A 22,877-nucleotide genomic window follows, 5' to 3' on the forward strand; every position below is an offset into this window, starting at 1 on the left:
ACCTGCCCGGCAAGGCCACCGTGCGCCGCCGGCGTCGGTGGTGAGCCCCCGGTGCGCGTCCGCCGGGCGTGCCGACCTGCCCGGTGCGGGCTTCGGCCCGGTTCGCGCGGGGACACCGCGCGGTGCGGGGTGCCCCGCGGCCGGGGCCGTCCGCACCGGTCGGCGGCGTTCGCCCGGTCTTTTCGGATTTGTCGAGGTCGGAGGGTACGACCGGGGCGATCCTGTGCTGCGCCGCACCGTCCCGCCTCGTCTGACCGGCGTGTCTTTGCCCCTACCCTTAGGGCCATGACAGCGACGACCAAGCCCGAAGGGGGTGCCCCCGGCCGAGGCCTGGAGCGGGACGTGAAGCCACCCAGCGTGCGGGGACTCCCGGACTTCGGCCGCTGCGCGGTCATGGGCGTGGTCAATGTGACCCCCGACTCCTTCTCGGACGGGGGCCTGTGGTTCGACCCCGAGGAGGCCATCGCGCGCGGCCACGCGCTGCGCGCCGAGGGCGCCGACCTGATCGACGTCGGCGGTGAGTCGACGCGGCCCGGGGCCGAGCGCGTCCCGTTGGACGAGGAGCTTCGCCGGGTGGTCCCGGTGGTGCGCGGGCTCGCCGCCGCGGGGGCGATCGTCAGTGTCGACACCATGCGGGTCGAGGTCGCCCGTGCCGCGGTCGAGGCCGGGGCGCTGCTGGTCAACGATGTCAGCGGCGGCCTCGCCGACCCCGCGATGGCGGCGTTCGTCGCGGAGGCCGGGGTTCCGGTCGTGGTGATGCACTGGCGCGGGCACGCCCGCACGATGCAGGACAAAGCGCACTACGACGACGTGGTCGGCGAAGTGCGCGCCGAACTTGCCGAGCGCATGGACCGCGTGGTCGCGGCCGGCGTCGACCCCGAGGCGGTCATCCTCGACCCGGGGCTCGGTTTCGCGAAGAACGCCGAGCACAATTGGGCGCTGCTGGCGCACCTTGAGGCGCTTGTGGAACTCGGCCGCCCGCTGCTGGTGGCCGCGTCCCGCAAGACGTTTCTCGGCCGGCTGCTCGCCGACGACCAGGGGCTGCGCCCGCCGCGCGGCCGAGACGACGCGACCGCCGCGGTGACCGCCCTTGCGGCGCGCGCCGGGGCTTGGGGGGTAAGAGTGCACGAGGTTCCGGCCTCTCGGGACGCGGTGCGGGTGGCGGCAGCCTGGCAGGCCGCCCGGTGAACAACCCGATGAACGGCCCCGAGGACGAGCTGTTGTCCCCCGAAGCGGCCGAGGTGCGCGATCTCAACCTCGCGCTGTGGACCGCTGTCGAGGAGGGCGATCTCGACCGGCTCGGCGCCATATGGGCCGACGGCCCCGAGGCGGCGACGATCACGTGCGTCCACCCGGGCTGGCCGGTGTTGCGCGGCCGGGCGGAAGTGCTGCGGTCGTATGCGCTGATCATGGCGAACACCAGTTATGTGCAGTTCTTCCTCACCGATGTGCAGGTGACGCTCGACGGCGACGTCGCGATCCTGTCGTGCACCGCCAGCCTGCTGACCGGCATGGGCGAGGAGGACGGCGACGACGAAGCCGGGTTCGCGGGCGGACAGGCGGTCGTGACGAACGTTTTCCGGCGCCTGCACGGCGAGTGGCGCCTGTGGCTGCATCACGCGTCCCCGGTGCTCGCCGAGGCGGACGCCGACGACGACATCTGACGTGCGGGCCGGCGGCGGGGAACACCGGCGCCGGCCCGGCGGTTGCAGATCGCGTAGCACGCCTCGGGGCAGGGCCCTACGGCACCCCACCCCGGCGGGCGTGAGGGTGCTCCTGGGTACATTCGGTAGGGCGCCGAGGTACGAGGGCCCGATCAGGACCACCGGGCGGCCCCGCGCGCGCCGGGAGCGAAGTAGTGCGCCGAGGAAGCCGAGGAAGGTGGACCTGATGCTGGACCGCGTCGCGTTGCGGGGACTCAAGGCCCGGGGCCACCACGGTGTGTTCGAGCACGAGCGCCGGGAAGGCCAGACCTTCATCGTCGACCTGGTGCTGGGGATCGACACGCGTCCGGCGGCGGCCGGCGACGACCTGGAGCTGACCGCGCACTACGGTGTCATCGCCGAGGAGGTCGTGGCCGTCGTGCAGGGCGAGCCGGTGAACCTCATCGAGACGCTGGCCGGGCGGATCGCCGATGCCTGCCTGGCACACAAGCCGGTCGAGGAGGTCGAGGTCGTCGTCCACAAGCCCGACGCCCCGATCACCGTGCCGTTCGACGATGTGACCGTGACGATTGTTCGGAGTCGTTTGTGACGGATTTGGGGACGGATACGCTCATGCGGTTGCAGGCCCTCAGCGGCCCGCACCGCGCGGTTCTGGCGCTGGGCAGCAACCTGGGGAACCGCCGGGAGAACCTGCAGGGGGCCATCGACGCGCTTGCCGACACCCCGGGGGTCCGGGTCAACGTCGTCTCGCCGCTCTACATCACGCAGGCGGTCGGCGGGCCCGAGGACCAGCCCGAGTACTTCAACGCGGTCGTGATCGTCGACACGTTCCTGCCGCCGGAGATGCTGTTGGACCGCGCCCACGCGGTGGAGGAGGCGTTCCAGCGCGTCCGCACCGAGCACTGGGGGCCGCGCACGCTCGATGTCGACATCATCGTGTACGGCGACGAGGTGTCCGACGACCCGCAGTTGACCATCCCGCACCCGAGGGCGCACGAGCGGGCGTTCGTGCTCGCGCCGTGGGTCGATGCCGACCCGGAGGCCGAGATTCCCGGCCACGGCCGTGCCGTCGACCTGTTGGTGAAGCTGGGCACGGCCGGTGTCGAGCGCCGCGACGATCTGGAGCTGAGGCTGCCGGAGTGAAGCCGACGCGTCCCGCCATGCTGCTCGGTCTGGCCCTGGCCCCCGGGGCGCTGGTGTATGGCGCCGTCGATCTGTGGCAGACGCGGGGGACGCCTCCGGGTGTACCGGTCCTCGCGCCTTTCGTCCTGCTGCTTCTCGCCGTTGTCGCGCTGTCGGCCGGGCTGTCGCTGCGTGCGCGGTTCCGGGCGCAGCGCGAGCGGCGGGTGGACGCGAAGCCGGTCGATCCGCTGACGGCCGCGCGGGCGGCCGTTTTCGCGAAGGCGAGTTCGCTCGTCGGCTCGTTGGTCGCGGGGTTGTACGGCGGTTACGGAGTGTGGCTGTGGCTGCACTTGGACAACGACGCGCGCCGCGAACAGGCGGCGCGGTGCGGCTTCTCGGTGGGGGCCGCGATCCTGCTGATTCTCGCGGGATTGTTCCTGGAGCGGGTCTGCCGGATTCCGGAGGACCCGGATGATCCGGGGCGTCCGCACGGCTCGTCCACCTCGCGCTGACCGCGTTCTCGCGCGTGCGCGGTGAGGCGGCTCGGCGGGCCGCGTACCGGGCCGCCGTGGTTCGCCGGGTGGTCGCCGGGTCGAATCAAGTCACGAATTTTCGGTCTGCCGAAGGTGTCGGCGGGCCCTCCTGCGCCCGCCGGAACCACGGAATCACGGAACGACCGCCCGATTTGCGGTAGTTGATTCCTCGAATTATCGATACGTCGTCAGAACCGCGTGTGGCGCGATGCGTTCGCGTGCGCGTCCGCGTTAAGGTCGCGCACATGTCACGTGGACGTCACCGCCAGTCCTCCGCACTTCTGCGTATATCCGTTCTGATCGCGGTCCTCGCGCCCGCGTTCGTCGCGGTGTTGCTCGCAGCGGTCGGCAGCGGCGCAGGGGTTCTCCGGATCGCCGTGCTGTGCGCGGTCGCCTCGGCCGCCGCGCTCGTCGCGCTGCTGCGGCAGAGCCGACGGAACTACGGCCAGGACCTCGCCCGCCGCCGCCGCGAGCGCGAGCGCCTGGCGGCGACGGCGGCGGAGATACGCGACGTGCACGAGCAGGCCCTCGCCCGGACGACCGCCCTGGAGCGCGAGTTGGTCACCATCCGTGAGCGGATGGCGGTCACGCGCGCGCGGTTGAACGAGGCCGAGGCCCGCGCGGAGAAGTCGGAGGCCCGGGCCGCGGTGGCTCGCGAGCGCGCCGCCGACGCGGACCGACGCATCGCGGCGGCCCAGGCCAGGGCCCGTCAGGCGGACGAGCGCGCGGGCCAAGCAGCTTCCCGCGTACGGGAGTTGGAGGCCCGTACGAAGGAACTCACGGCGCGCTCCGCCGAGCTGGACTTCGGTCGCGCGACCCTGGCGTCCTCCCGCCCGGTCCGCCTCACGGCGGAGCTGTTCGCGGGCGGAGCGGCGGCGCTGCGCGGGTTGGAGCGGTCGGCCGCGGCCAAGACGGCCAAGACGGCCAAGACGGCTCAGGGGGCCGCGAGGGCCGAGCCGATCGCGGCGGCCGTGGCGGACGCGAAGCCCGCGGCGCCTGCCGAGGCGGCGGTGACGGCGGTCGAGGTGGCCGAGGCCGGAGAAGCGGTCGAGGCGGCCCCGCAGGTCGCGGAGCCCGCCGAGGCGGCGGGCGAAGCGTCGCCCGGGCCGGTGCGGCCGGCTCCGCTCGCACCGCGCGCGGTGATTCCCGCGGCGCGGTCGCTCAGGCCGCGCCGGCAGGCGGCACCGTCCGAGGAACGCGACAAGGCCGGGCCCGATGCCGGAGCCGCGACCGGGGTGCCGGTCGAGGAGGAGGCGCCCGTGCCGGTGACGGCGTCCGGTGCCGACGTGCCGTGCGCCGACCCGGTCGGGCGACCGGCCGTCGGGGAAGGCGTCGAGGCCCCGGCCGCCGACGCGGTGGCCGCGCCCGTCGGCGCGTTGCCGGTGCCGCGTCGGCCCGCCGAGGTGGCCGTGCCCGTGACGGACGTGCCCGGTGTGGAGCTGGACTTCGGCGTCGATGCCCTCGAACCCGCCGTCGCGGCGCTTCCGCCCGACGAGGCGGTGGCCCGCATCGTGCGCGAGGTGGCGAATACCGTGCGCACGGTCAACGAGCGCATGTCGCGTTCCGGCGACGCGAGTTCGTTCGACTTCTTCGGACGGAGCGAGGCGGACGCGGAGGAGCCGGGAGCCGAGCCCGCCGCGTCCGAATCCGCGTCCGAGTCCGTGGACGAGCCCGAGGCCGCGCACGGGGCCGCGACCGCGGAGTCCGTGGCGGAGACGCGTTCCCATCGCGTCGTGCGCGACGCGTCGGCCCGGTTCGAGGCCGTGTCCCAGCGTCCGCTGGTCACGCACGAGCCCCGGACGGGGCGGCCGATCCCGGTCGACCTGACCGCGCACGACGACACGGAGCAACTGCCGAAGATAGTCGACACGCGCAAGCACGCCTGATCCCGCCGCACGCGTCCGGACGCCGTCCGGCCGGCGTTATTTGTCGATGTCGCCGACCACGAAGAACATCGAGCCCAGGATCGCGACCATGTCCGCGACCAGGCACCCCGGCAGCAGGCGTGACAGCACCTGGACGTTGTTGAACGACGCCGACCGCAGCTTCAGACGCCACGGCGTTTTCTCGCCACGCGAGACCAGGTAGTAGCCGTTGAGGCCCAGCGGGTTCTCCGTCCAGGCGTACGTGTGCCCCTCGGGGGCCTTGAGCACCTTGGGCAGCCGTAGGTTGACCGGGCCGGGCGGGAGGTCGGCCAGCCGGTCGAGACACGCGTCGGCCAGGTCGAGCGACACGTCCACCTGGTCGAGCAGGCACGAGAACCGGGCCAGGCAGTCGCCCTCCTCGCGCGTGACGACCCTCAGGACGTCGGTGAGTTCGCCGTACGCCAGATACGGTTCGTCGCGCCGCAGGTCGAAGTCGACCCCGGAGGCCCGCGCGATGGGGCCGCTCACGCCGTACGCGCGCACGGTCCCGGGGTCCAGCACGCCGACGCCCTCGGTGCGCGCCCGGAAGATCTCGTTGCCGCGCACGAGGTCGTGCAGCACGGGCAGGCGCGCCCGCACGCCCGCGACGGCCTGCCGCACCCGCCCGAGCCACCCCGCGGGCAGGTCCTCCTTGAGCCCGCCGACGCGGTTGAACATGAAGTGCATGCGCCCGCCGGAGATCTCCTCCATCACCTCCTGGATCTCCTCGCGGTCGCGGAACGCGTGGAAGATCGGGGTGATCGCGCCGAGTTCGAGCGGATACGAGACGAGGAACATCAGGTGGTTGAGCACCCGGTTGAGTTCGGCGAGCAGCGTCCGCGCCCACACGGCCCGTTCGGGGACCTCCATGCCGAGCATGCGTTCGACGGCGAGGACGACGCCGAGTTCGTTGGAGAACGCGGAGAGCCAGTCGTGCCGGTTCGCCAGCACCAGGATCTGCCGGTAGTCGCGGACCTCGAAAAGCTTCTCGGCACCGCGGTGCATGTAGCCGACGATCGGTTCGGCGCTGCGGATCCGTTCGCCGTCCAGCACCAGGCGCAGCCGCAGGACGCCGTGCGTCGACGGGTGTTGCGGACCGATGTTGAGCACCATGTCGGTGGTGTCGAGTTGGTCCGCGCCGATTCCGACGCCGAGCGTGGCCTCTGTCATGCCGCCGATTTTGCCAGGCTCCCGGGGGTCCGCCGGGTTCGCGGGGGAGTCGCCCGGCGGGTTCGCCGCATACGCTGAACGCATGGATCACGCCTTGGCGCCGCCGGAGCAGGCCTGGCATCCGGTGTCCGAGCAGCTGTTTCGCGTGCGGCGGTTTCTGCTGGTCGTGATCCTGGCGCCCGCCGGGGTCGCGGGCGGCGTGCTGGTGGCTCTCCTGGTGTCGCCGTGGCTCGCGGTGCTGCCCCTGGGGGCGGTCGCGGTCGTGCTGGTGTGGGGGATCCTCGCGCTGCGCCGCAACCAGCGGTCGTGGCGGTACGCGGAGCGCGCCGACGACCTGCTGATTGCCCACGGCGTGCAGTTCCGGCGCCTGACGGTGGTGCCGTACGGCCGCATGCAGTTCGTCGACGTGACGGCCGGCCCGGTCGAGCGGCGCTTCGGTATCGCGACGATCAAGCTGCACACCGCGTCGGCGGGCACCGACGCGGTGATCCGGGGGCTTCCACCCGAGGAGGCCGCGCGGCTGCGGGACCGCCTGGCCGAGCGGGGCGAAGCCCGTTCCGCGGGCGTGTGAGGCGAGGACGATGACCGTGGACCACGGGTCGGGGGCCGCACCGGTCCCCGACCGCGCCGACGGCGGTACCGCGCCCGGCGACGCCGGGCCGCCGGGGACGCCGTCCTCCGACGGCGCCAAGGCTCCCGACAACGCCGAGCCGCGGCGCCTGCATCCGCTGACCCCGGTGGCCAAGGGCTGGACGGCGATGGCCGCGGCGATCGCGATCTTCGGGCAGCACGCCGCCCGCACGCAGGAGACCCGGCTCGGCATCATCGTGGCCGGGGCGGTGTTTCTCGGTGCGTTGTCGTGGGGCCTGCTGAGCTGGGCGTTCACGGTGTACCGGATCGAGGACGACGATCTGCGGATCGACTCGGGCGTGATGTTCCGCCGGACGCGGCACGTGCACCTGGGCCGTCTGCAGGCGGTCGACGTCGTCCGGCCGTTCATCGCCCGGTTGATGGGGCTCGCGGAGCTGAGGCTCCAGGTCGCGGGCGGCGACTCGGCGGAAGGGTCGCTGCGGTACGTCCACGAGAAGGACGCCCAGGCGCTGCGCGCCGAATTGCTGGCCCGGGCGGCGGGTGTGCGGCCGGACGCGGGGGAGGCGCCGGAGCGCCCGTTCGTGGTCGTCCCGATGCCGGTCCTGATCGGATCGGTCCTGTTGTCGTTCGCGACGTGGGGGTTCCTGATCCCGTCGGCCGCGTTGGTCGTCGTGGCGCTCACGACCGGCAGCGCCGCGCTGCTGCTGGGCTGCATCCCGTTGTTCGTGGCGGCGTGGCAGTTCACCGTCGGCCGCGTGCTGCGCTACTTCGACTTCACGCTGTCGGAGTCGCCCGACGGGCTCCGGCTGGCCCACGGCCTGATCGAGCACCGCCACCAGACCGTGCCGCCGGGCCGCGTGCAGGCGGTCCGCATCGTGCAGCCCCTGCTGTGGCGGCCCAAGGGCTGGGTGCGTGTGGAGGTCAACGTCGCGGGCTACGGCCAGGACGAGAACAACACCGAGAACCACGAGTCGACGCTGCTGCCGGTCGCGACGCGCGAGGTCGCGCTCGGCGTCCTCAGCCGCATCCTGCCGGGTGTGGACGTCCGGGCCGTGCCGCTCACGCGGGTTCCGAAGCGGGCGCGCTGGCACAGCCCGGTCCGCCGCCGGGCGATGGCGTGCGGGGCCGACGACCGGGTGTTCGTCGCCCGGCGGGGGGTGTTCCGCCGCGAGACCGACGTGATCCCGCACGCCAAGGTGCAGAGCGTGCGCTGGACCCAGGGCCCGGTCGAGCGCCGGCTGCGGCTGGCGACGGTGCACCTGGATTCGACGCCGGGACCGGTGCGGGTCACGGCGTCGCTGCGCGACGTCGACGAGGCCTTCCGCCTGGTCGACGAGCAGGCCGAGCGCTCGCGCGTCGGCCGCCGCGGCGAGGGGCCGCACCGGTGGTCGACGCGATCGGGGGGTTCCGTCGACGCGGTCGATCGCTAGAATCTGACGCACCGTCATATTCTTGGGAGGTCGCGATGGGTCAGGTACCGGCACCGCTGGCCGGAGTACGGATCATCGAGTGCTCGATGCTGGGCCCCGGCGCGATCACCTCGGCGCTCGTCGATCTCGGCGCCGAGGTCATCAAAGTCGAACCACCCAACGGCGACTACATCCGCGAGATGACCTGGCCCGTGATCGAGGGCGTCTCGCTCATGCACCTCCACATCAACCGGGGCAAGAAGTCGCTGGTCCTGGACCTGCGCAAGCCCGAGGCCGCGGCCACCTTCAAGGAACTGGTCGCGGGCGCGGACGCGGTCGTCGAGGCGATGCGGCCCGGCGGCCTGGCCCGGCGCGGCCTCGGCTACGCGGACCTGAAGGAGGTCAACCCGAAGATCGTCTTCTGCACGATCTCCGGGTACGGCGCCACCGGCCCGTACCGCGACATGCCCTCGCACGGCGTCGCGTACGACACGTGGGCCGGTGTCGTGAAGCCGGCGTTCACCGACGACGGCCACCCGTACACCCCCGAGCACGCGTCCATCGGCATCCACGCCGGGCCGCTCTACGGCGCGCTGGGCATCCTGGCCGCGATCATCCGGGCGCGCGAGACCGGCATCGGCGGGCAGATCGACATCGCGCAGTCGGACGCCGCCGCGGCGATGGACTGGCTGCGCAGCGAGACGTACAAGGCGTACGAGCGGCCCGAGTCCGAGGTCACCGGCAACAAGACCGACAACTACGAGCGGCGCGCGCCGGGCACCGCGGGCATGGTCGAGGGCGTCCGCTACCAGATGTACGCGTCCTCCGACGGGTTCGTGCTCTTCATGGCCTCCGAGCGGTCGCTGTGGAAGAACTTCTGCGAGGCGGTGGGCCGCCCCGACCTGTTCGAGAAATGGCCCGGCTCGACGTACGCCGACCACGCCGTCGGCAACCTCGAACTCCGCGAGGAACTACGCACGATCTTCGCGACCCGCACCTCGCTCGAATGGCTCGCCTTCGGCAACGAGGCGAACACCCCCATCGCGCCGGTCAACGACCCGAAGACCATCGCGGACGACCCGCAGTTCCGCCACCGCTTCACGTGGTTCCCCAAGGAGGAACTGGGCACGGACCAGCTCTCCAGCCCCCTCCACTTCGTCGGCGAGGAGCTTCCCCGCCCCACGAAGGCCCCCACGGTCGGCCTGCACAGCGCCGACGTGCTCAAGGACGTCCTCGGCTACGACGACGCCAGGATCGCCGAACTGCGCGCGGCGGGAGTGCTGGGGACAAGCTGACACGGACGGCCGCATGAGCGGGGCGGCTCCGCGACCGGCGACGAGGCCGTGTCGGACCGCCGGTTCGCGGTCTGGCGGGGGGAGCCCGAGGTGTCGCCCGGGCCGCGGGCCGCGGGCCGCAGGCCGCGGCGAGAGCCGGCGCCGCGGGCCGCAGGCCGCGGCGAGAGCCGGCCGGTCCGCTGCCGCGGGGAGGTGGCTGCGCGAGCGGGGTGGTTCCGCGCCCGTCGGTGACGTCGTGTCGGGGCGTTGGTTCAGGGGAGCGTCAGGGGGCGCCCGCGTCGCCGGGTGCCGCGAGGGCCAGGAGGTCGGGGAGTCTCGTCCGTACGCCCTGCACGACCCAGCGGAAGTCGCCGAGACCGCCGCGCGCGGTCAGTTCGCCCGCCTCGCCCGTGTCGCGCAGCGCCGCGAGGTAGCCGCGCGGGTCGGTGCGGGCGAGGTCGTAGCGGGGCCGGGTCGCGCGCACGCCGAGGGCGTGCAGGGCCTCGCGCTGCGTGAGGTGGACGACCGTCCCGACCCCGGCGGCCTCGCCGGCGGCGGCGATCGCGTCGACGGCGACATGCGAGGTCACGTCGCACGTGCCGTCCGGCACCGGGGGGACGGCCCGGCCTTGGCGGTACCCGGTGAGGGTCCCGTACGGGGGGCGCGACGCCCGTTCGTGTCCGTAGTCGATCGCGACCGCGAGGCCGTGCGCCAGCGCCCCGACGGCGGTCGCCCACGCCGCGTCGCGCGGTGCCCCGATCTCCGCCCGCGTCCCCGGCACCGCGCCGCGCAGCGGCCACCACCGCTCCAGCCACGCCGCGTCCGCGCCGGAGGCCGCCGGGCCCAGGCGCTCGCGTCCGGATCCCGACTCCACCTCGATGATCCGGGCCACGCCGTCGGCGTCCACCTCGGCCACGTCGACCGGGACGTTGTCGAGCCATTCGTTGGCCACCAGCAGCGCCGACACGCCCGAGGGCACCGACGCGGTCCAGCCGATCGAGGGCGGCAGCGCCTCGGGCCGGGCGGCGACGTCCACACCGTGCAGCCGCAGCGCGGGGTCGATGCGCAGCAGGGCGACCAGAAGCTCGCCGCGTCCGGCCCCCACGTCGACGACGGTGTCGAGGCCGGCCTCCCGGGCGAGCTTCGCGAGCGCCCCGGCGAAGAGCGGCGACGCGTGCACCGACGTGCGGAAATGACCCGCGGGGCCCTCGGGCCGCAAATAGAAGCCGCCGGCCCCGTACAGGGCCCGGTGCGTGGCGTCCCGCCAGGTCGACCAGGTGTTCATCGGTGACGACGCTACCGGGCCGGTGCCGGGCACGCCGACGTCCGGGGTGCGCCGCCGGGCCGCCGCCCGCGGCGGGAGGGGGCCGCGCACACCCGGCCGACGGCGACGCGTCCGAATGGGTCAGGTAATCAGGTGAACATGACCCGTTACTCTATGTGTGCATCACGAGGCCCCCGTGGGCACAGATGTCCCCCAAGTTGATCCGAGGGAAGGGTTCACGCCATGCGCACTCACGCCGAGACCGCCCTGTCCGAGGGCGTGACCGGGATCGTCGCCCACGCGACGTCCCGTCGGCCCGACGAACTCACGCCCGATACCCGTCTGGTGGATCACCTGGGCGCCGACACGCAGACGTACGACCACATCGCCCGGCTGGTCGCCGACCGCTACGGCCTGCCCGTCGACGGGACCGGGCTGTGCGACGAGGCCCCGACCGTCGGGGACGTCGTCACCGTCGTCGCCGACAGCGCGGCCCGGCAGGCGATCACCGAATCCGTCTGAACCGCCGCCGGTCCGACCCGGAGGCCCCCGCCTGATACTTGCGTCGTACGGCCGTCTCCGCACGCAGGCGGACGCCGCCTCCCGGTTCGCTGCCTAACCTCGATCGCATGCAAGGGATCTATGAGTGGCTGCGCAGGCATCCGTTCGCCGTGGACGCGACGGGTGCCTCGCTGCTGCTCATGGTGGGTCTGATCGTCTCCGCCGTCGAGGACGGCGGCCGTCGCGCGGTCGCCTCCGGCCTCATCGCGCTCCTGCTGTGCGCGTCGATGGCGGTGCGCCGCGTCCATCTGCGCGCCGCCGCCGCGGGCGTCGTCCTGGCCGGGGTGCTACAACTCGCGACGGGTGTGCTGCCGGCACCCGTCGACCTGGCGATCATCGTCGTTCTGCACACCGCGGCGAAGTCCGGCCCCATGTGGCTGTCACGGCTCGGGCTCGCCCTGGCCTTCGTGGCTCCCGTCCTGATGGTGCTGCGCTTCCCGCCCGAGCCGGCCGGGTTCAAGCAGGGGGCTTTCGGCTGCGCGTTCGTCGTCTTCATGCTGCTCATCGCGTGGGTGCTGGGCGATTCGATGCGCACCCGCCGCGCGTACTACGCCGAGCTGGAGGACCGCGCGGCCCGGCTCGAACGCGAGCGCGACGCCCACGCGGAGGTCGCCGCGGCGGCGGAGCGGGCGCGGATCGCGCGCGAGCTGCACGACGTCGTCGCCCACAACGTGTCGGTCATGGTCGTGCAGGCCGACGGCGCCGCCTACACGATGGACGCCGCCCCCGAACGCGCCCGCGACGCGCTCGGCACGATCGCCCGGACCGGCCGCGAGGCGCTGGCCGAGATGCGCCGGCTGCTGGGCGTGCTGCGGTCCGACGCGGACCGGGGGCCGTACGTCCCGCAGCCGGGCGTCGAGCAGCTCGGCGACCTCGTCGACCGGGTCCGCGACGCCGGCCTGGCGGTCGACCTGCGCATCACCGGCGTGCCGGTGGAACTGCCGAAGGGCGTCGCGCTCGCGTCGTACCGCATCGTGCAGGAGGCGCTGACCAACACCCGCAAGCACGCCGGGCCGAGCGCCACCGCGTCGGTCGTGCTCGGCTACGGCGAGGACGCCCTCGTCGTGGCGATCACCGACGACGGGCGCGGCGCGGACGCCCCCGGCGACGGCATGGGCCACGGCCTGGTCGGCATGCGCGAGCGCGTCGCGATGCTGGGCGGGCGCCTGGAGACCGGCCCGGCGGACGAAGGCGGGTGGCGCGTGCGCGTGGTGCTGCCGTACGGCGCGGAGGCCGGGATGGGCGCGGCCCCGTCGCGTCCCGCGCGGGAGCGCGCCCCCGACCGGGCGCCCGGTGTGCGCCTGACCTCCCCGGCGCGGCCCACACCGGCCGCGTCACCCGTACGCAGGGCCACATGACCGCCCCGCAGGGACCGAGCCCCGGGTCGCCCCGACCCGCCCACGGAGGAGTCACATGGCCATCCGGGTGATGCTGGTCGACGACCAGGAGCTGCTGCGCACCGGGTTCACGATGGTGTTGCGGGCCCAGCCCGACATGGAGGTCGTCGCCGAGGCCGGCAACGGTGCCGAGGCGGTCGAGAAGGTCCGCTCGACGGCGGTGGACGTCGTCCTCATGGACGTCCGCATGCCGCGCATGGACGGTGTCGAGGCCTGCCGCCTGATCGCCGGGGACGATGCGGACGCCGTGCCGATGCCGCCCGGCCGCGAGCGCCCCAAGGTGCTGATGCTGACGACCTTCGACCTGGACGAATACGCGTTCGCCGCGATCAAGGCGGGCGCGAGCGGGTTCCTCCTCAAGGACGTCCCGCCCACCGAACTGCTGTCCGGCATCCGGGCGGTGGCCTCGGGGGACGCCGTGGTCGCGCCCAGCACCACCCGCCGCCTGCTCGACCGGTTCGCCCCGATCCTCCCCACCGAGGCGGACGCGCGGCCCGACGCCGTCGCGTCCCTGACCGAGCGCGAGCACGAGGTGTTGCTGCTGGTCGCGCAGGGGCTGTCCAACGCGGAGATCGCGGAGCGGTTGTTCCTGTCGGAGGCGACCGTCAAGACGCACGTCGGGCGCATCCTGATGAAGCTCGGGCTGCGCGACCGCGTCCAGGCCGTGGTGCTCGCGTACGAAACCGGGCTGGTGCGCGCCCGCGGTGCCTGACGGCCGCGCACTCCCGCACGCCGCGCGTCAGTCCGTGTAGAACCCGCCGTCCGGGTGCAGCATCTCGCCGGTGAAGTACGACGACTGCTGGCCGGCCAGGAACAACGCCGCGTCCGCGACCTCCCGCGCGGTGCCCATGCGGCCCAGCGGCACGTCCGCGAGCAGGCGTTCCTCGAGGTCCGGCAGGCCGCGGATCATCTCGCCCATGTTGGTCTCGATGAAGCCGGGGCCGATCGCGTTGACGCGGATCCCCGCCGGGCCCAGCACGCGCGCGGCGTACTTGGTGAGCATCCACACGCCCGCCTTCGACACCGAGTAGGCCGGCGCGCCCGCCGCGGGGTGCTTGGCCGCTATCGACGCGATCGTGATGATCGAGCCCCGGCGCCCGAGGTCGAGCATGGCCCGGGCCGCGGCCTGCACCGAGAGCATCGTGCCGGTGAGGTTCACGTCGAGGACCTTCTGCCAGTCCGACAACCGCAGGTCGCTGAAGCGGCGCATCGCGTCGGGCTGCTCGCGGGCGTGCCGGGCCGCCCGGCGCGCGCTCGCCTCGGGCCGGTCGCCGCGGTAGTCCGCGGTCGCTATTCCGGCCGCGGTGACCAGGACGTCGATGCCGCCGAAGAGGTCGACCGCGTGCTGCATCACCGTCTCGTTGTCGGTCGGACTGCTCGCGTCGGCGTGTACGTAGGCCGCCCGGCGGCCCTTCTTCTCGACGGCGGCGATCGTGTCGATGCCGCGTTCGTCGAGGATGTCGGCGACGACGACGTCGGCGCCTTCCTCCGCGAACCGCTCGCAGCACGCCCGGCCGATGCCGTTCGCGCCCCCCGTGACCACCGCGACCTTCCCCGCCAGCAGGCCGTCGCCTTGCCCCAACCCCATCAGCCGTACCCCTCCCGAGACACGCGCCCGGTGCGCGGGTGCGCCCGCCGGTGCGTGTGTATCGCCCCATCCTGCCCCGCCGTGTCAGGACGCGAAACCGCTCCCGGTGTGGCCGGGTTTGGTTGCTCCGGCCCCGGAACATTCTTGGAAACGTTCGATATGCGGCTTATTACGCCATGTGTTCCCCTGGGGGTCGGAGGTTCTCATGCGCAAGCTCATGGCTCGCGTGGTCCTCAGGTCCGCGCTCGCGATATCCGCAGTGGGCATCGTCGCCGCCGCAGGCGTGTTCGACGGAACCGCGAACAGCTCGCAGAAAAGTGCCCCGAAGTTCTCCACCCAGGCGACCCCCGGCGACCCCGTGGGCCGGTTCACGACCGAGACCGGCACATCCGCCACGTCGTCGTACACCCTCCGCACCGAGAACGGGCCCCGCGCCGCCGTGGCCGCGCGGGTCGTCGCCGCGACGCTGCTGCTCACCGGCCTCGTCCTCACCGCACTCGGTGCCATCGGCATGCGCGGCCCCGCGCTGTTCCCACGCCCGGCGGTTGCGGACGACGCTCCCGACATGGGATACACCCCGGCATATCTGCCCGGTTGGGGAGGCCACCCGCGATTCGGTCCGCCTCCCACCTGAGTACGCTGAATGGGCCAGTACTCGTCCGGTACCCACCGCGGACTGGAACGGAAGGCCATCGTGACCGAGAACGACTCCACCGCCGTACCCCGACGGCGGCCCCGACCCGCGGATCCCGCGGACCGACCGGCCCGGCTCGCGGTCGGCGTCGTCGGCGCGGGCCGCGTCGGCGCGCCCCTCGCCGCGGCCCTGGCCCTCGCCGGGCACACCGTCGTCGCCGCGTCCGGCGTCTCCGACGCCTCCCGGCGCCGCGCCGAGGACCTGCTGCCCGGCGTGCTCCTCACCTCGCCCCAGGACGTCATCGCCCGCGCCGACCTCGTCCTGCTCACCGTCCCCGACGACGCGCTCCCCGGCCTCGTCGCGGGGCTGACGTCGACCGGCGCGCTCAAGCCCGGGCAGCTGCTCGTGCACACCTCCGGCCGTTTCGGCGTGTCCCTCCTGGAGGACGCCGCCCGCGCCGGTGCGCTGCCGCTCGCGCTGCACCCCGTCATGACGTTCACCGGCACCTCGGTGGACGTCCAGCGGCTGGTCGGCTGCTCGTTCGGGGTCACCGCGCCCGAAGTACTCCGGCCGGTCGCCGAGGCGCTGGTCGTCGAGATGGGCGGCGAGCCCGAATGGATCGACGAACGCGCCCGCCCGCTCTACCACGTGGCCCTCGCCAACGGTGCGAACCACCTGGTCACCCTGGTCGCGCAGTCGCTCGACCTGCTCACCGCGGCCGGCGTGCGCGCCCCCGACCGCATGCTCGGCCCGCTCCTCGGCGCGGCCCTCGACAACGCGCTGCGCTCCGGCGACCTCGCGCTGACCGGCCCGGTCGCGCGCGGCGACGCCGGGACGCTCGCGGCGCACATCGCCGAGCTGCGCCGCACCGCGCCCGAGTCGCTGGCCGCGTACGTGGCGATGGCCCGGCTCACCGCGGACCGCGCGCTGTCCGCCGGGCTGCTCAAGCCCGAGCTGGCGACCGCGCTCCTGGACGTGCTGGCCGAGGGAGGCTCCTGATGGCCGCGACCGACGCCCGCAACACGCTGCTGACCCGGGGCCGCGAGGAGTTCGCGGAGGTGTACGCCGCGTACGCGTCCGCACCCGAGATCGGCGTCGTGATGACCATGGGCGCGCTGCACGAGGGCCACGCCACCCTGATCCGCACGGCCCGCGACCGCGTCGGACCCGACGGAACGGTGCTCGTCACCGTGTTCGTCAACCCGCTCCAGTTCGGAGCGAACGAAGACCTCGACCGCTACCCGCGCACCCTGGACGCGGACCTGATCCTATGTCAGGAGGCGGGGGCCGACCTGGTGTTCGCGCCCTCGGTCGAGGACGTCTACCCGCACGGCGAGCCGCTGGTGCGCATCTCGGCGGGGCCGGTCGGGGCGGTGCTCGAAGGCGCGTCCCGGCCCGGTCACTTCGACGGCATGCTGACCGTGGTCGCGAAGCTGCTGCACCTCACCGAGCCGTTCGAGGCCGGCACCGGGCACATCGCGTTCTACGGGCAGAAGGACGCGCAGCAGCTCGCCCTCATCCGGCGCATGGTCGCCGACCTCAACTTCCGCACCGAGATCGTCGCCGTGCCGACCGTGCGCGAGCCCGACGGCCTGGCGCTGTCCAGCCGCAACCGCTACCTCGGTCCGGACGACCGGGGGACGGCGCTCGCCCTCGCCCGCGCGCTGCACGCCGGCGAGGCCGAGGCGGCACACGGGGCACAGGCCGTCCGCGACGCCGCGGCGGCGGTGCTCGCGCGCGCCGCCCACGCCACCCCGCCTCTCGCGCTCGACTACCTCGCGCTGGTGGATCCCACCACCTTCGCCGAGGTGCCCGCCCACCACTTCGGCCCGGCTGTCCTCGCCGTCGCCGCCCGGGTCGGTACGACCCGTCTGATCGACAATGTCCCCCTGGTGATCGCAGGAGCACGGTCATGATGCGCACGATGTTCAAGTCCAAGATCCACCGCGCCACGGTGACCCAGGCCGATCTGCACTACGTCGGGTCGGTCACCATCGACGAGGACCTGCTCGACGCCGCGAACCTCCTGCCCGGCGAGCTGGTGCACATCGTCGACATCGACAACGGCGCTCGGCTGGAGACGTACACGATCGCCGGCCCGCGCGGAACCGGGGTCATCGGGATCAACGGCGCCGCGGCACGCCTGGTGCACACCGGCGACCTGGTGATCATCATCGCGTACGCCCAGGTCACCGATGACGAGGCCCGTGCCATGAAGCCGCACGTGGTCTTCGTCGACGCCGAGAACCGCGTCACCGGGACCGGCCACGACGCGGCCGAGGTGCCCGCCGGGGCGGCCGGGAGCGGGCTGCGGCGCGGCGACATCCCCGCACCGCGCGACACCGGGCCCGCCGAGCCGTCGCCGGGCGAGGAGCCGAGCGCCGAGAAGGCCGCCCGGAAGACCGCGCGGAAGTCGGCGCGGAAGTCGGCCGAGAAGGCGACGCGGAAGAACGCCGCCAAGGCGGCGAGGAAAGCCGCGAGGAAGGCCGCCGAGAAGACGGCGCCCCGGTCCGCCGCGGCCGACCGGGCGCCGGAGAAGACCCGCCGGTGACCACACACCCGACCCGCCTGGCCGCGCCCGCGCCCGGCTGGTCCACCTACGCCGACGTCATCGTCGTCGGCTCGGGCGTCGCCGGCCTGACCGCCGCGCTGCGGGCCGCCGAGGTGGTCGACAGCGTCATCGTGGTCACCAAGGCGGTGCTCGACGAGGGCTCGACGCGTTGGGCCCAGGGCGGCATAGCGGCGGCGCTCGGCGAGGGCGACACCCCCGCGCAGCACATGCACGACACGCTCGTCGCGGGCGCCGGGCTGTGCGACGAGGAAGCGGTGCGCGTCCTGGTCACGGAAGGGCCGGGCGCGGTCCGCCGCCTGATGTCGGTCGGCGCCGAATTCGACCGCGACGCCGAGGGCAACGTCCTGCTGACCCGCGAAGGCGGGCATCTGCGCAACCGGATCGCCCACGCGGGCGGGGACGCCACCGGGGCGGAGATATCGCGGGCGCTCGTCCACGCCGTCCACGACGCGGGCATCGAGGTCATCGAACACGCGCTCGTTTTGGACCTGTTGCGCGACGCGGAAGGCCGTGCGTGCGGCGTGACCCTGCACGTCATGGGCGAAGGGGCGCGCGACGGCGTCGGCGCCGTGCACGGCCGCGCGGTCGTCCTCGCGGCCGGCGGCATGGGGCAGGTGTTCTCGTCGACCACCAATCCCCACGTGTCCACCGGCGACGGCGTCGCGCTCGCGCTGCGCGCCGGGGCCGAGGCGACCGACCTGGAGTTCGTGCAGTTCCACCCGACGGTGCTGTGGCTCGGGCCGGGAGCGGAGGGCCAGCAGCCGCTGGTCTCCGAGGCCGTGCGGGGCGAGGGCGCCCACCTCGTCGACGCCGACGGCATACGGTTCATGACGGGCCGTCACCCGCTGGGGGAGCTGGCGCCGCGCGACATCGTCGCCAAGGGCATCATGCAGCGGATGGCCGAGACCGGCGGCGAGCACATGTATCTCGACGCGCGGCACTTCGGCGCCGCCATGTGGGCCGCGCGGTTCCCGACCATATTGGCCACGTGCCGCGCGCACGGCATCGATCCGGTGCACGACCTCATCCCGGTCGCCCCGGCGGCGCACTTCGCGAGCGGCGGCGTGCGGACCGACCTGGACGGGCGTACGAGCGTTCCCGGCCTGTACGCGTGCGGCGAGATCGCGTGCACCGGCGTCCACGGCGCCAACCGCCTCGCGTCGAATTCGCTTCTCGAAGGCCTCGTCTTCGCCGAGCGCATCGCCGCCGACCTGGCCCGGGAGCTTCCGCCGCGCCGCGAGCCGGTCGCACCGACGGGCGAGGCCGGGCTGCTGGACCCGGGGGTACGCCTGCCGCTGCAGCGCGCCATGACCGCCGGGGCGGGTGTGCTGCGCGGTCGCGACAGCCTCCAGGCGACCACGCGGGTGCTCGCCGACCTGGGGCTGCGGACCGGTACCGAGCCGTGCACGGAGGCGTGGGAGGCGACCAACCTGCACCTGGTCGCGAGCGCGCTGGCCGCCGCGGCGTACGACCGCGAGGAGACGCGCGGCTGCCACTGGCGCGCGGACTTCCCCGACGCCGACGACAAGGACTGGCGCGGGCACGTCGTCACCACGATGGCCGCCGGGCGCCTCGACCGGGCGTACGAGCCGTACGAACCGAAGCTCCACGAGACGACCCCGCCGATCCCGACCCAGCCCGAGGAGCAGCCGTGACGCTCAGCCCGGACCTCGCGTCCCGTCTCGCCAAGGCCGGCCTGGATCCGGCCGCGGTCGAGGCGCTCGTCCGCGTGACCGTCGCCGAGGACCTGGACGGCGGCGTCGACGTCACGTCGGTCGCGACGGTGCCCGCCGACGCGCGCGGCCACGCCGACTTCACCGCCCGGCGCGCCGGCGTCGCGGCGGGCATCCCCGTCGCGGAGGCCGTCGTCGAGGTCGTCTGCGGCGGGGACGTCGAGATCCGCACGTTCGCCGCCGACGGCGACGACGTGGCCGCGGGCCGGGTGCTCTTCACCGCCTCCGGGCCGACCCGCGGGCTCCTCACCGCGGAGCGCTCCGCCCTCAACCTCCTGTGCCGGCTGTCCGGTATCGCGACCCTGACCCGCGCGTGGGTCGACGCGGTCGCGGGCACCGGCGCCGCGATCCGCGACACCCGCAAGACGACGCCCGGGCTGCGCGCGCTGGAGAAGTACGCGGTGCGGTGCGGCGGCGGTGTCAACCACCGCATGTCGCTGTCCGACGCGGCGATGGTCAAGGACAACCACGTGGTGGCCGCGGGCGGGGTCGCGGAGGCGTTCCGGGCGGTGCGCGCGGCGTTCCCCGACGTGCCCGTCGAGGTCGAGGTCGACCACCTGGACCAGATCCCGCCCGTCCTCGACGCGGGCGCGGACCTGATCCTTCTCGACAACATGACGCCGCATCAGCTCCGCGAGGCGGTGGCGCTGGTCGCGGGCCGGGCCCGCCTCGAATCCAGCGGCGGCCTGACGCTCGACACCGCGCACGACGTCGCCGCGACCGGCGTCGACTACCTGGCGGTGGGCGCGCTCACCCACTCCGCGCCGATTCTCGACATCGGCGTGGATCTCCGCTAGTTCGACCGGTGGCCGCCGCGGGTGACCGCGCCCGATCCGCGCCGGGTACTGTGCACAGTTCCGTCCCCGCCCCCCGCCCAGATTCGACCCACCCGCCCAGCCAAGGACACGCGACGATGCTCCTGACGATCGACGTAGGCAACACGCACACCGTGCTCGGCCTGTTCGACGGTGACGACATCGTCGAGCACTGGCGAATCTCCACCGACGCCCGCCGCACCGCCGACGAACTCGCGGTGGTGCTCCAGGGACTGCTCGGCCAGCACCCGCTCATCGACCCGGGCGGCGTCGACGGCATCGCCGTCTGCTCCACCGTCCCGTCGGTCCTGCACGAGATGCGCGACATGTTCCGCCGCTACTACGGCGACATCCCGGCCGTCGTCGTCGAACCGGGTGTCAAGACCGGCGTCCCGGTGCTGATGGACAACCCCAAGGAAGTCGGCACCGACCGCATCATCAACGCTCTCGCCGCCATCAAGCTGTACGGCGGCCCGTGCATCGTCGTCGACTTCGGCACCGCGACCACCTTCGACGCCGTCAGCGTCAGGGGCGAGTACATCGGCGGCGCGATCGCCCCCGGCATCGAGATCTCCGTCGACGCCCTCGGCGCCCGCGGCGCGCAACTGCGCAAGATCGAGTTGATGCGCCCGCGCAGCGTCATCGGCAAGAGCACGGTGGAGGCGATGCAGGCGGGCATCCTGTACGGCTTCGCCGGCCAGGTCGACGGCGTCGTGCGGCGCATGGCCGCGGAACTGTCGGACGACCCCGAGTCGGTCACGGTGGTCGCCACCGGCGGCCTCGCGACGTTGGTCCTGGGCGAGGCCTCGGTGATCGACATCCACGAGCCGTGGCTGACGCTGATCGGCCTGCGCATGGTCTACGAACGCAACGCGGGGGGATGAGGCGGGAGTTCGGCCGACCACGCGGCGGACGCCGCTCCGGCGCACCGAGACGGCCCGCACGTCACCGGTTCTCCGGCGGCTCCTCGTCGGCCTCCCCCCGACACCTCTCACGGCCGCTGCCCGGCCGCGATTCTTCCCATCGCGGTGAGGGACGGCGAGTCGCGGTCCCAGTATTTCGCATGGGCGTCCCGGTCCACCGGAAGGACGCTGTGCGGAGCGGGCGGAACGGGAAGATCCCGGGCCCCGAATTCCTCCCACGTGGGATTGACGCCGTAGACCGCCAGCATGGCGACGGGGTCCTCGGGAATGCTGCCCGCGTAGACGTTCGCCGGGGGCATTTTCAGGTCGCGTGCGTGGTCGACCCCGACTCCGGGGCTGCCGATGATGACGCATTTGTCGACGGTCAGGCCCTCGTCCGCGAGGCTTTTGCCGACCACGAGGCTGCCGTAACTGTGCCCGATGACGGAGACGTGCGCGGAGGGTGACCGCCGGGCCGCGTCGAGCCCGGCGTCGAAGCGGGCCAGTCTCGGTGCGGCGTGCTCGGCGAAGACCGGGCGGGTCGCGTCCTTGACGATGCTCTGCGGGGCCTCGTAGCCCACCCAGGCGATCGAGGCGGTGCGTTTGGCGGGGTCGGCGGCCGTCGCGGCGGCCTGGATCGCCGTGGCCCGTTCGATCTCGTGCGCGGCCTTGGCGAGGCCGGCTCCGGTCCCGGGGACGCTGATCGTCACGTTGTCCGCGGTGTCCGGGTTCCCGACGGAGACCACCGCCTGGCCGTGTCCCGCCAGGCTGTAATTGAGCAGGAACGCGGGCGGCACGGGGTGGTCGGAGGGAGGGGAGGGATCGCCCGGCCCGCCGAGCCCACCACCGATCCTTGCTTCCAGCGCGGTGATGCCGTCGAGGCGCTCGCGCACCGCGTCGACGACATTGCGGAGCGCCCGTGGGTCGCGGTATTTCGGCGGCAATGTGCTGCGCACCGCTGCCCCGCTCATCGCCACGAGGCGGTCCAGCTCCTTGTGCAGGACGAACTTCTCCTGCTTGAGCGTGAGCCGGTTCACGTGGTCCCGCACCGCGGCCGGCAACCCGTCGGTCATCCCGACCAGTCGGGGGGCGAACGCGATGTACTCCTGCCGCCGGGCCTCCGTCAGCGACGCCCACCACGCCGCGGCCGCCACCGGGTCGTCGCGCGGCACCGCGGCCAAGTCGACGCCGGCCAGTGCCGCGACGGCCCGTGTGTCCTGGGCGTGCCCCTGCCAGCTCGTCGGATTCGTGTCCGTGCGCGCGATGACGTCGAGCTGCCGCAGCGCCGCGGCGAAGCGCGCGTCCGCTTCGCCGACCGCCTTCATGATCGCCGGAATCGCCGAGGCGGCGTGCTCGCGCGGCGCGTCGACCGCTGCCGCACGGTCGTGCCGGTACGCCACGCTCCCGTCCTCGTGCACGAGGTACCGCCCCGGGGCGGCGGCCAACAGGGGCCTCAGCTCCCGCTGTTTCGCGGAGAACAGCTCGTGTATGTCGTCCAGCAGCGTGGCGACCAGCCGCGCCTGCGCGGTGGCGTGCAGCAGGTCGTCGGACAGCCGCTCGAGGTCGCGGTACGCCCCGTCCGCCGCCGGACCGAACCACCGCGAGGCCCGCAGCGGGGTCGCGACGGTCGCCCCCGCGTCGTGCCGGGCCGCCTCCAGGGCGGTCACGAGCGCGGACCACGCGACGCGGGCGCGGTGCAGCGCGCCGAGGTCCGCGTCGCGGAGCCGGGAGACCGTGGGCACCA

Annotated in this window: 22 protein-coding genes and 1 pseudogene; 19 read left to right on the forward strand and 4 right to left on the reverse strand. The window is 73.5% G+C overall.

Translation table 11 applies throughout. The features are described from left to right. Positions 1 to 393 precede the first annotated feature (393 nt). The 6 genes from folP (at position 394) to LO772_RS19675 (ending at position 5,205) form a co-directional block, all read left to right on the forward strand. A complete protein-coding gene (gene folP / locus LO772_RS19650; RefSeq protein ID WP_231779633.1) occupies positions 394 to 1,188 on the forward strand; it encodes a dihydropteroate synthase in 795 nt (264 codons plus the stop codon). Positions 1,189 to 1,196: 8 nt separating this feature from the next. After that, on the forward strand, positions 1,197 to 1,664 hold the full coding sequence (locus LO772_RS19655) for a nuclear transport factor 2 family protein (protein WP_231779634.1): 468 nt from the start codon (positions 1,197 to 1,199) through the stop codon (positions 1,662 to 1,664). Positions 1,665 to 1,893: 229 nt separating this feature from the next. After that, positions 1,894 to 2,253, forward strand: a complete 360-nt coding sequence (folB, locus tag LO772_RS19660) for a dihydroneopterin aldolase (RefSeq protein ID WP_231779635.1) — start codon at positions 1,894 to 1,896, stop codon at positions 2,251 to 2,253. A 23-nt stretch (positions 2,254 to 2,276) separates the two neighbouring features. Then, positions 2,277 to 2,807, forward strand: a complete 531-nt coding sequence (gene folK, locus LO772_RS19665; protein WP_231773334.1) for a 2-amino-4-hydroxy-6-hydroxymethyldihydropteridine diphosphokinase — start codon at positions 2,277 to 2,279, stop codon at positions 2,805 to 2,807. Next, the gene (locus LO772_RS19670) at positions 2,804 to 3,298 is read left to right on the forward strand and encodes a DUF3180 domain-containing protein (RefSeq protein ID WP_443089289.1); all 495 of its coding nucleotides are present in this window, start codon (positions 2,804 to 2,806) and stop codon (positions 3,296 to 3,298) included. Before folK ends, LO772_RS19670 begins: the two co-directional genes overlap by 4 nt. A 266-nt stretch (positions 3,299 to 3,564) precedes the next feature. Continuing rightward, the gene (locus tag LO772_RS19675) at positions 3,565 to 5,205 is read left to right on the forward strand and encodes a hypothetical protein (protein WP_231773335.1); all 1,641 of its coding nucleotides are present in this window, start codon (positions 3,565 to 3,567) and stop codon (positions 5,203 to 5,205) included. Positions 5,206 to 5,241: 36 nt separating this feature from the next. On the opposite strand, the gene LO772_RS19680 is transcribed toward LO772_RS19675, so the two are convergent. Then, the gene (locus tag LO772_RS19680) at positions 5,242 to 6,393 is read right to left on the reverse strand and encodes an NADH-quinone oxidoreductase subunit D (RefSeq protein ID WP_231773336.1); all 1,152 of its coding nucleotides are present in this window, start codon (positions 6,391 to 6,393) and stop codon (positions 5,242 to 5,244) included. Positions 6,394 to 6,475: 82 nt separating this feature from the next. On the opposite strand from LO772_RS19680, the gene LO772_RS19685 reads away from it, so the two are divergent. The 3 genes from LO772_RS19685 to LO772_RS19695 are packed head-to-tail and all read left to right on the forward strand — an operon-like array spanning position 6,476 to position 9,688. Beyond that, entirely contained in the window at positions 6,476 to 6,964 is a 489-nt protein-coding gene (locus LO772_RS19685; protein WP_231773337.1) for a PH domain-containing protein, read from the forward strand. A 10-nt stretch (positions 6,965 to 6,974) separates the two neighbouring features. Continuing rightward, positions 6,975 to 8,414, forward strand: a complete 1,440-nt coding sequence (locus tag LO772_RS19690) for a PH domain-containing protein (protein ID WP_231773338.1) — start codon at positions 6,975 to 6,977, stop codon at positions 8,412 to 8,414. 35 nt (positions 8,415 to 8,449) lie between these two features. Further along, on the forward strand, positions 8,450 to 9,688 hold the full coding sequence (locus LO772_RS19695) for a CaiB/BaiF CoA transferase family protein (protein WP_231773339.1): 1,239 nt from the start codon (positions 8,450 to 8,452) through the stop codon (positions 9,686 to 9,688). Positions 9,689 to 9,950: 262 nt separating this feature from the next. Here the strand turns inward: LO772_RS19695 and LO772_RS19700 are convergent, their stop codons facing one another. Further along, positions 9,951 to 10,952, reverse strand: a complete 1,002-nt coding sequence (locus LO772_RS19700) for an SAM-dependent methyltransferase (RefSeq protein ID WP_231773340.1) — start codon at positions 10,950 to 10,952, stop codon at positions 9,951 to 9,953. 222 nt (positions 10,953 to 11,174) lie between these two features. Here LO772_RS19700 and LO772_RS19705 point away from each other — a divergent pair, with 222 nt between their 5' ends. From LO772_RS19705 to LO772_RS19715, 3 genes are all read left to right on the forward strand, one after another. Beyond that, the gene (locus tag LO772_RS19705) at positions 11,175 to 11,453 is read left to right on the forward strand and encodes an acyl carrier protein (RefSeq protein WP_231773341.1); all 279 of its coding nucleotides are present in this window, start codon (positions 11,175 to 11,177) and stop codon (positions 11,451 to 11,453) included. Positions 11,454 to 11,560: 107 nt separating this feature from the next. Then, entirely contained in the window at positions 11,561 to 12,850 is a 1,290-nt protein-coding gene (locus tag LO772_RS19710) for a sensor histidine kinase (RefSeq protein WP_231773342.1), read from the forward strand. Positions 12,851 to 12,905: 55 nt separating this feature from the next. Then, positions 12,906 to 13,601, forward strand: a complete 696-nt coding sequence (locus LO772_RS19715; RefSeq protein WP_231773343.1) for a response regulator — start codon at positions 12,906 to 12,908, stop codon at positions 13,599 to 13,601. Between the two features lie 27 nt (positions 13,602 to 13,628). On the opposite strand, the gene LO772_RS19720 is transcribed toward LO772_RS19715, so the two are convergent. Further along, entirely contained in the window at positions 13,629 to 14,477 is an 849-nt protein-coding gene (locus LO772_RS19720; protein ID WP_231773344.1) for an SDR family NAD(P)-dependent oxidoreductase, read from the reverse strand. Between the two features lie 205 nt (positions 14,478 to 14,682). Here LO772_RS19720 and LO772_RS19725 point away from each other — a divergent pair, with 205 nt between their 5' ends. The 7 genes and pseudogenes from LO772_RS19725 (at position 14,683) to LO772_RS19755 (ending at position 21,115) form a co-directional block, all read left to right on the forward strand. Beyond that, positions 14,683 to 15,111: a hypothetical protein gene (locus tag LO772_RS19725; RefSeq protein WP_231773345.1), complete on the forward strand. Its 429-nt coding sequence runs from the start codon at positions 14,683 to 14,685 to the stop codon at positions 15,109 to 15,111. A 60-nt stretch (positions 15,112 to 15,171) separates the two neighbouring features. After that, positions 15,172 to 16,110 (forward strand): Rossmann-like and DUF2520 domain-containing protein, encoded by a 939-nt coding sequence (locus tag LO772_RS19730; RefSeq protein ID WP_231773346.1) that lies wholly within the window; start codon positions 15,172 to 15,174, stop codon positions 16,108 to 16,110. Beyond that, entirely contained in the window at positions 16,110 to 17,027 is a 918-nt protein-coding gene (gene panC, locus LO772_RS19735) for a pantoate--beta-alanine ligase (RefSeq protein ID WP_231773347.1), read from the forward strand. The genes LO772_RS19730 and panC overlap by 1 nt, the downstream gene beginning before the upstream one ends. Then, positions 17,024 to 17,407 (forward strand): annotated as a pseudogene (gene panD / locus LO772_RS19740) (aspartate 1-decarboxylase); the annotation flags it as partial. The gene panC and the pseudogene panD, both read left to right, overlap by 4 nt. Before the next feature lie 251 nt (positions 17,408 to 17,658). Further along, positions 17,659 to 19,338: an L-aspartate oxidase gene (locus LO772_RS19745; protein WP_231773348.1), complete on the forward strand. Its 1,680-nt coding sequence runs from the start codon at positions 17,659 to 17,661 to the stop codon at positions 19,336 to 19,338. After that, positions 19,335 to 20,213, forward strand: a complete 879-nt coding sequence (gene nadC / locus LO772_RS19750; RefSeq protein WP_231773349.1) for a carboxylating nicotinate-nucleotide diphosphorylase — start codon at positions 19,335 to 19,337, stop codon at positions 20,211 to 20,213. The genes LO772_RS19745 and nadC overlap by 4 nt, the downstream gene beginning before the upstream one ends. Positions 20,214 to 20,329: 116 nt before the next feature. Next, on the forward strand, positions 20,330 to 21,115 hold the full coding sequence (locus tag LO772_RS19755) for a type III pantothenate kinase (protein ID WP_231773350.1): 786 nt from the start codon (positions 20,330 to 20,332) through the stop codon (positions 21,113 to 21,115). A gap of 107 nt (positions 21,116 to 21,222) precedes the next feature. Here LO772_RS19755 and LO772_RS19760 read toward each other — a convergent pair whose 3' ends face one another. Continuing rightward, positions 21,223 to 22,875 carry an alpha/beta hydrolase gene (locus LO772_RS19760; RefSeq protein ID WP_231773351.1) on the reverse strand — a complete coding sequence of 551 codons (1,653 nt, stop codon included), beginning with the start codon at positions 22,873 to 22,875 and terminating at the stop codon, positions 21,223 to 21,225. Positions 22,876 to 22,877: the final 2 nt, after the last annotated feature.

Source organism: Yinghuangia sp. ASG 101, assembly GCF_021165735.1.
GTDB lineage: Bacteria > Actinomycetota > Actinomycetes > Streptomycetales > Streptomycetaceae > Yinghuangia.

Coding starts and splice junctions, on each gene's coding strand:
- folP (WP_231779633.1), top strand. CDS start 394: ATGGGCGTGGTCAATGTGACCCCCGACTCCTTCTCGGACGGGGGCCTG.
- LO772_RS19655 (WP_231779634.1), top strand. CDS start 1,197: ATGAACGGCCCCGAGGACGAGCTGTTGTCCCCCGAAGCGGCCGAGGTG.
- folK (WP_231773334.1), top strand. CDS start 2,277: ATGCGGTTGCAGGCCCTCAGCGGCCCGCACCGCGCGGTTCTGGCGCTG.
- LO772_RS19675 (WP_231773335.1), top strand. CDS start 3,565: ATGTCACGTGGACGTCACCGCCAGTCCTCCGCACTTCTGCGTATATCC.
- LO772_RS19680 (WP_231773336.1), bottom strand. CDS start 6,393: ATGACAGAGGCCACGCTCGGCGTCGGAATCGGCGCGGACCAACTCGAC.
- LO772_RS19685 (WP_231773337.1), top strand. CDS start 6,476: ATGGATCACGCCTTGGCGCCGCCGGAGCAGGCCTGGCATCCGGTGTCC.
- LO772_RS19690 (WP_231773338.1), top strand. CDS start 6,975: ATGACCGTGGACCACGGGTCGGGGGCCGCACCGGTCCCCGACCGCGCC.
- LO772_RS19695 (WP_231773339.1), top strand. CDS start 8,450: ATGGGTCAGGTACCGGCACCGCTGGCCGGAGTACGGATCATCGAGTGC.
- LO772_RS19700 (WP_231773340.1), bottom strand. CDS start 10,952: ATGAACACCTGGTCGACCTGGCGGGACGCCACGCACCGGGCCCTGTAC.
- LO772_RS19705 (WP_231773341.1), top strand. CDS start 11,175: ATGCGCACTCACGCCGAGACCGCCCTGTCCGAGGGCGTGACCGGGATC.
- LO772_RS19710 (WP_231773342.1), top strand. CDS start 11,561: ATGCAAGGGATCTATGAGTGGCTGCGCAGGCATCCGTTCGCCGTGGAC.
- LO772_RS19715 (WP_231773343.1), top strand. CDS start 12,906: ATGGCCATCCGGGTGATGCTGGTCGACGACCAGGAGCTGCTGCGCACC.
- LO772_RS19720 (WP_231773344.1), bottom strand. CDS start 14,477: ATGGGGTTGGGGCAAGGCGACGGCCTGCTGGCGGGGAAGGTCGCGGTG.
- LO772_RS19725 (WP_231773345.1), top strand. CDS start 14,683: ATGCGCAAGCTCATGGCTCGCGTGGTCCTCAGGTCCGCGCTCGCGATA.
- panC (WP_231773347.1), top strand. CDS start 16,110: ATGGCCGCGACCGACGCCCGCAACACGCTGCTGACCCGGGGCCGCGAG.
- LO772_RS19755 (WP_231773350.1), top strand. CDS start 20,330: ATGCTCCTGACGATCGACGTAGGCAACACGCACACCGTGCTCGGCCTG.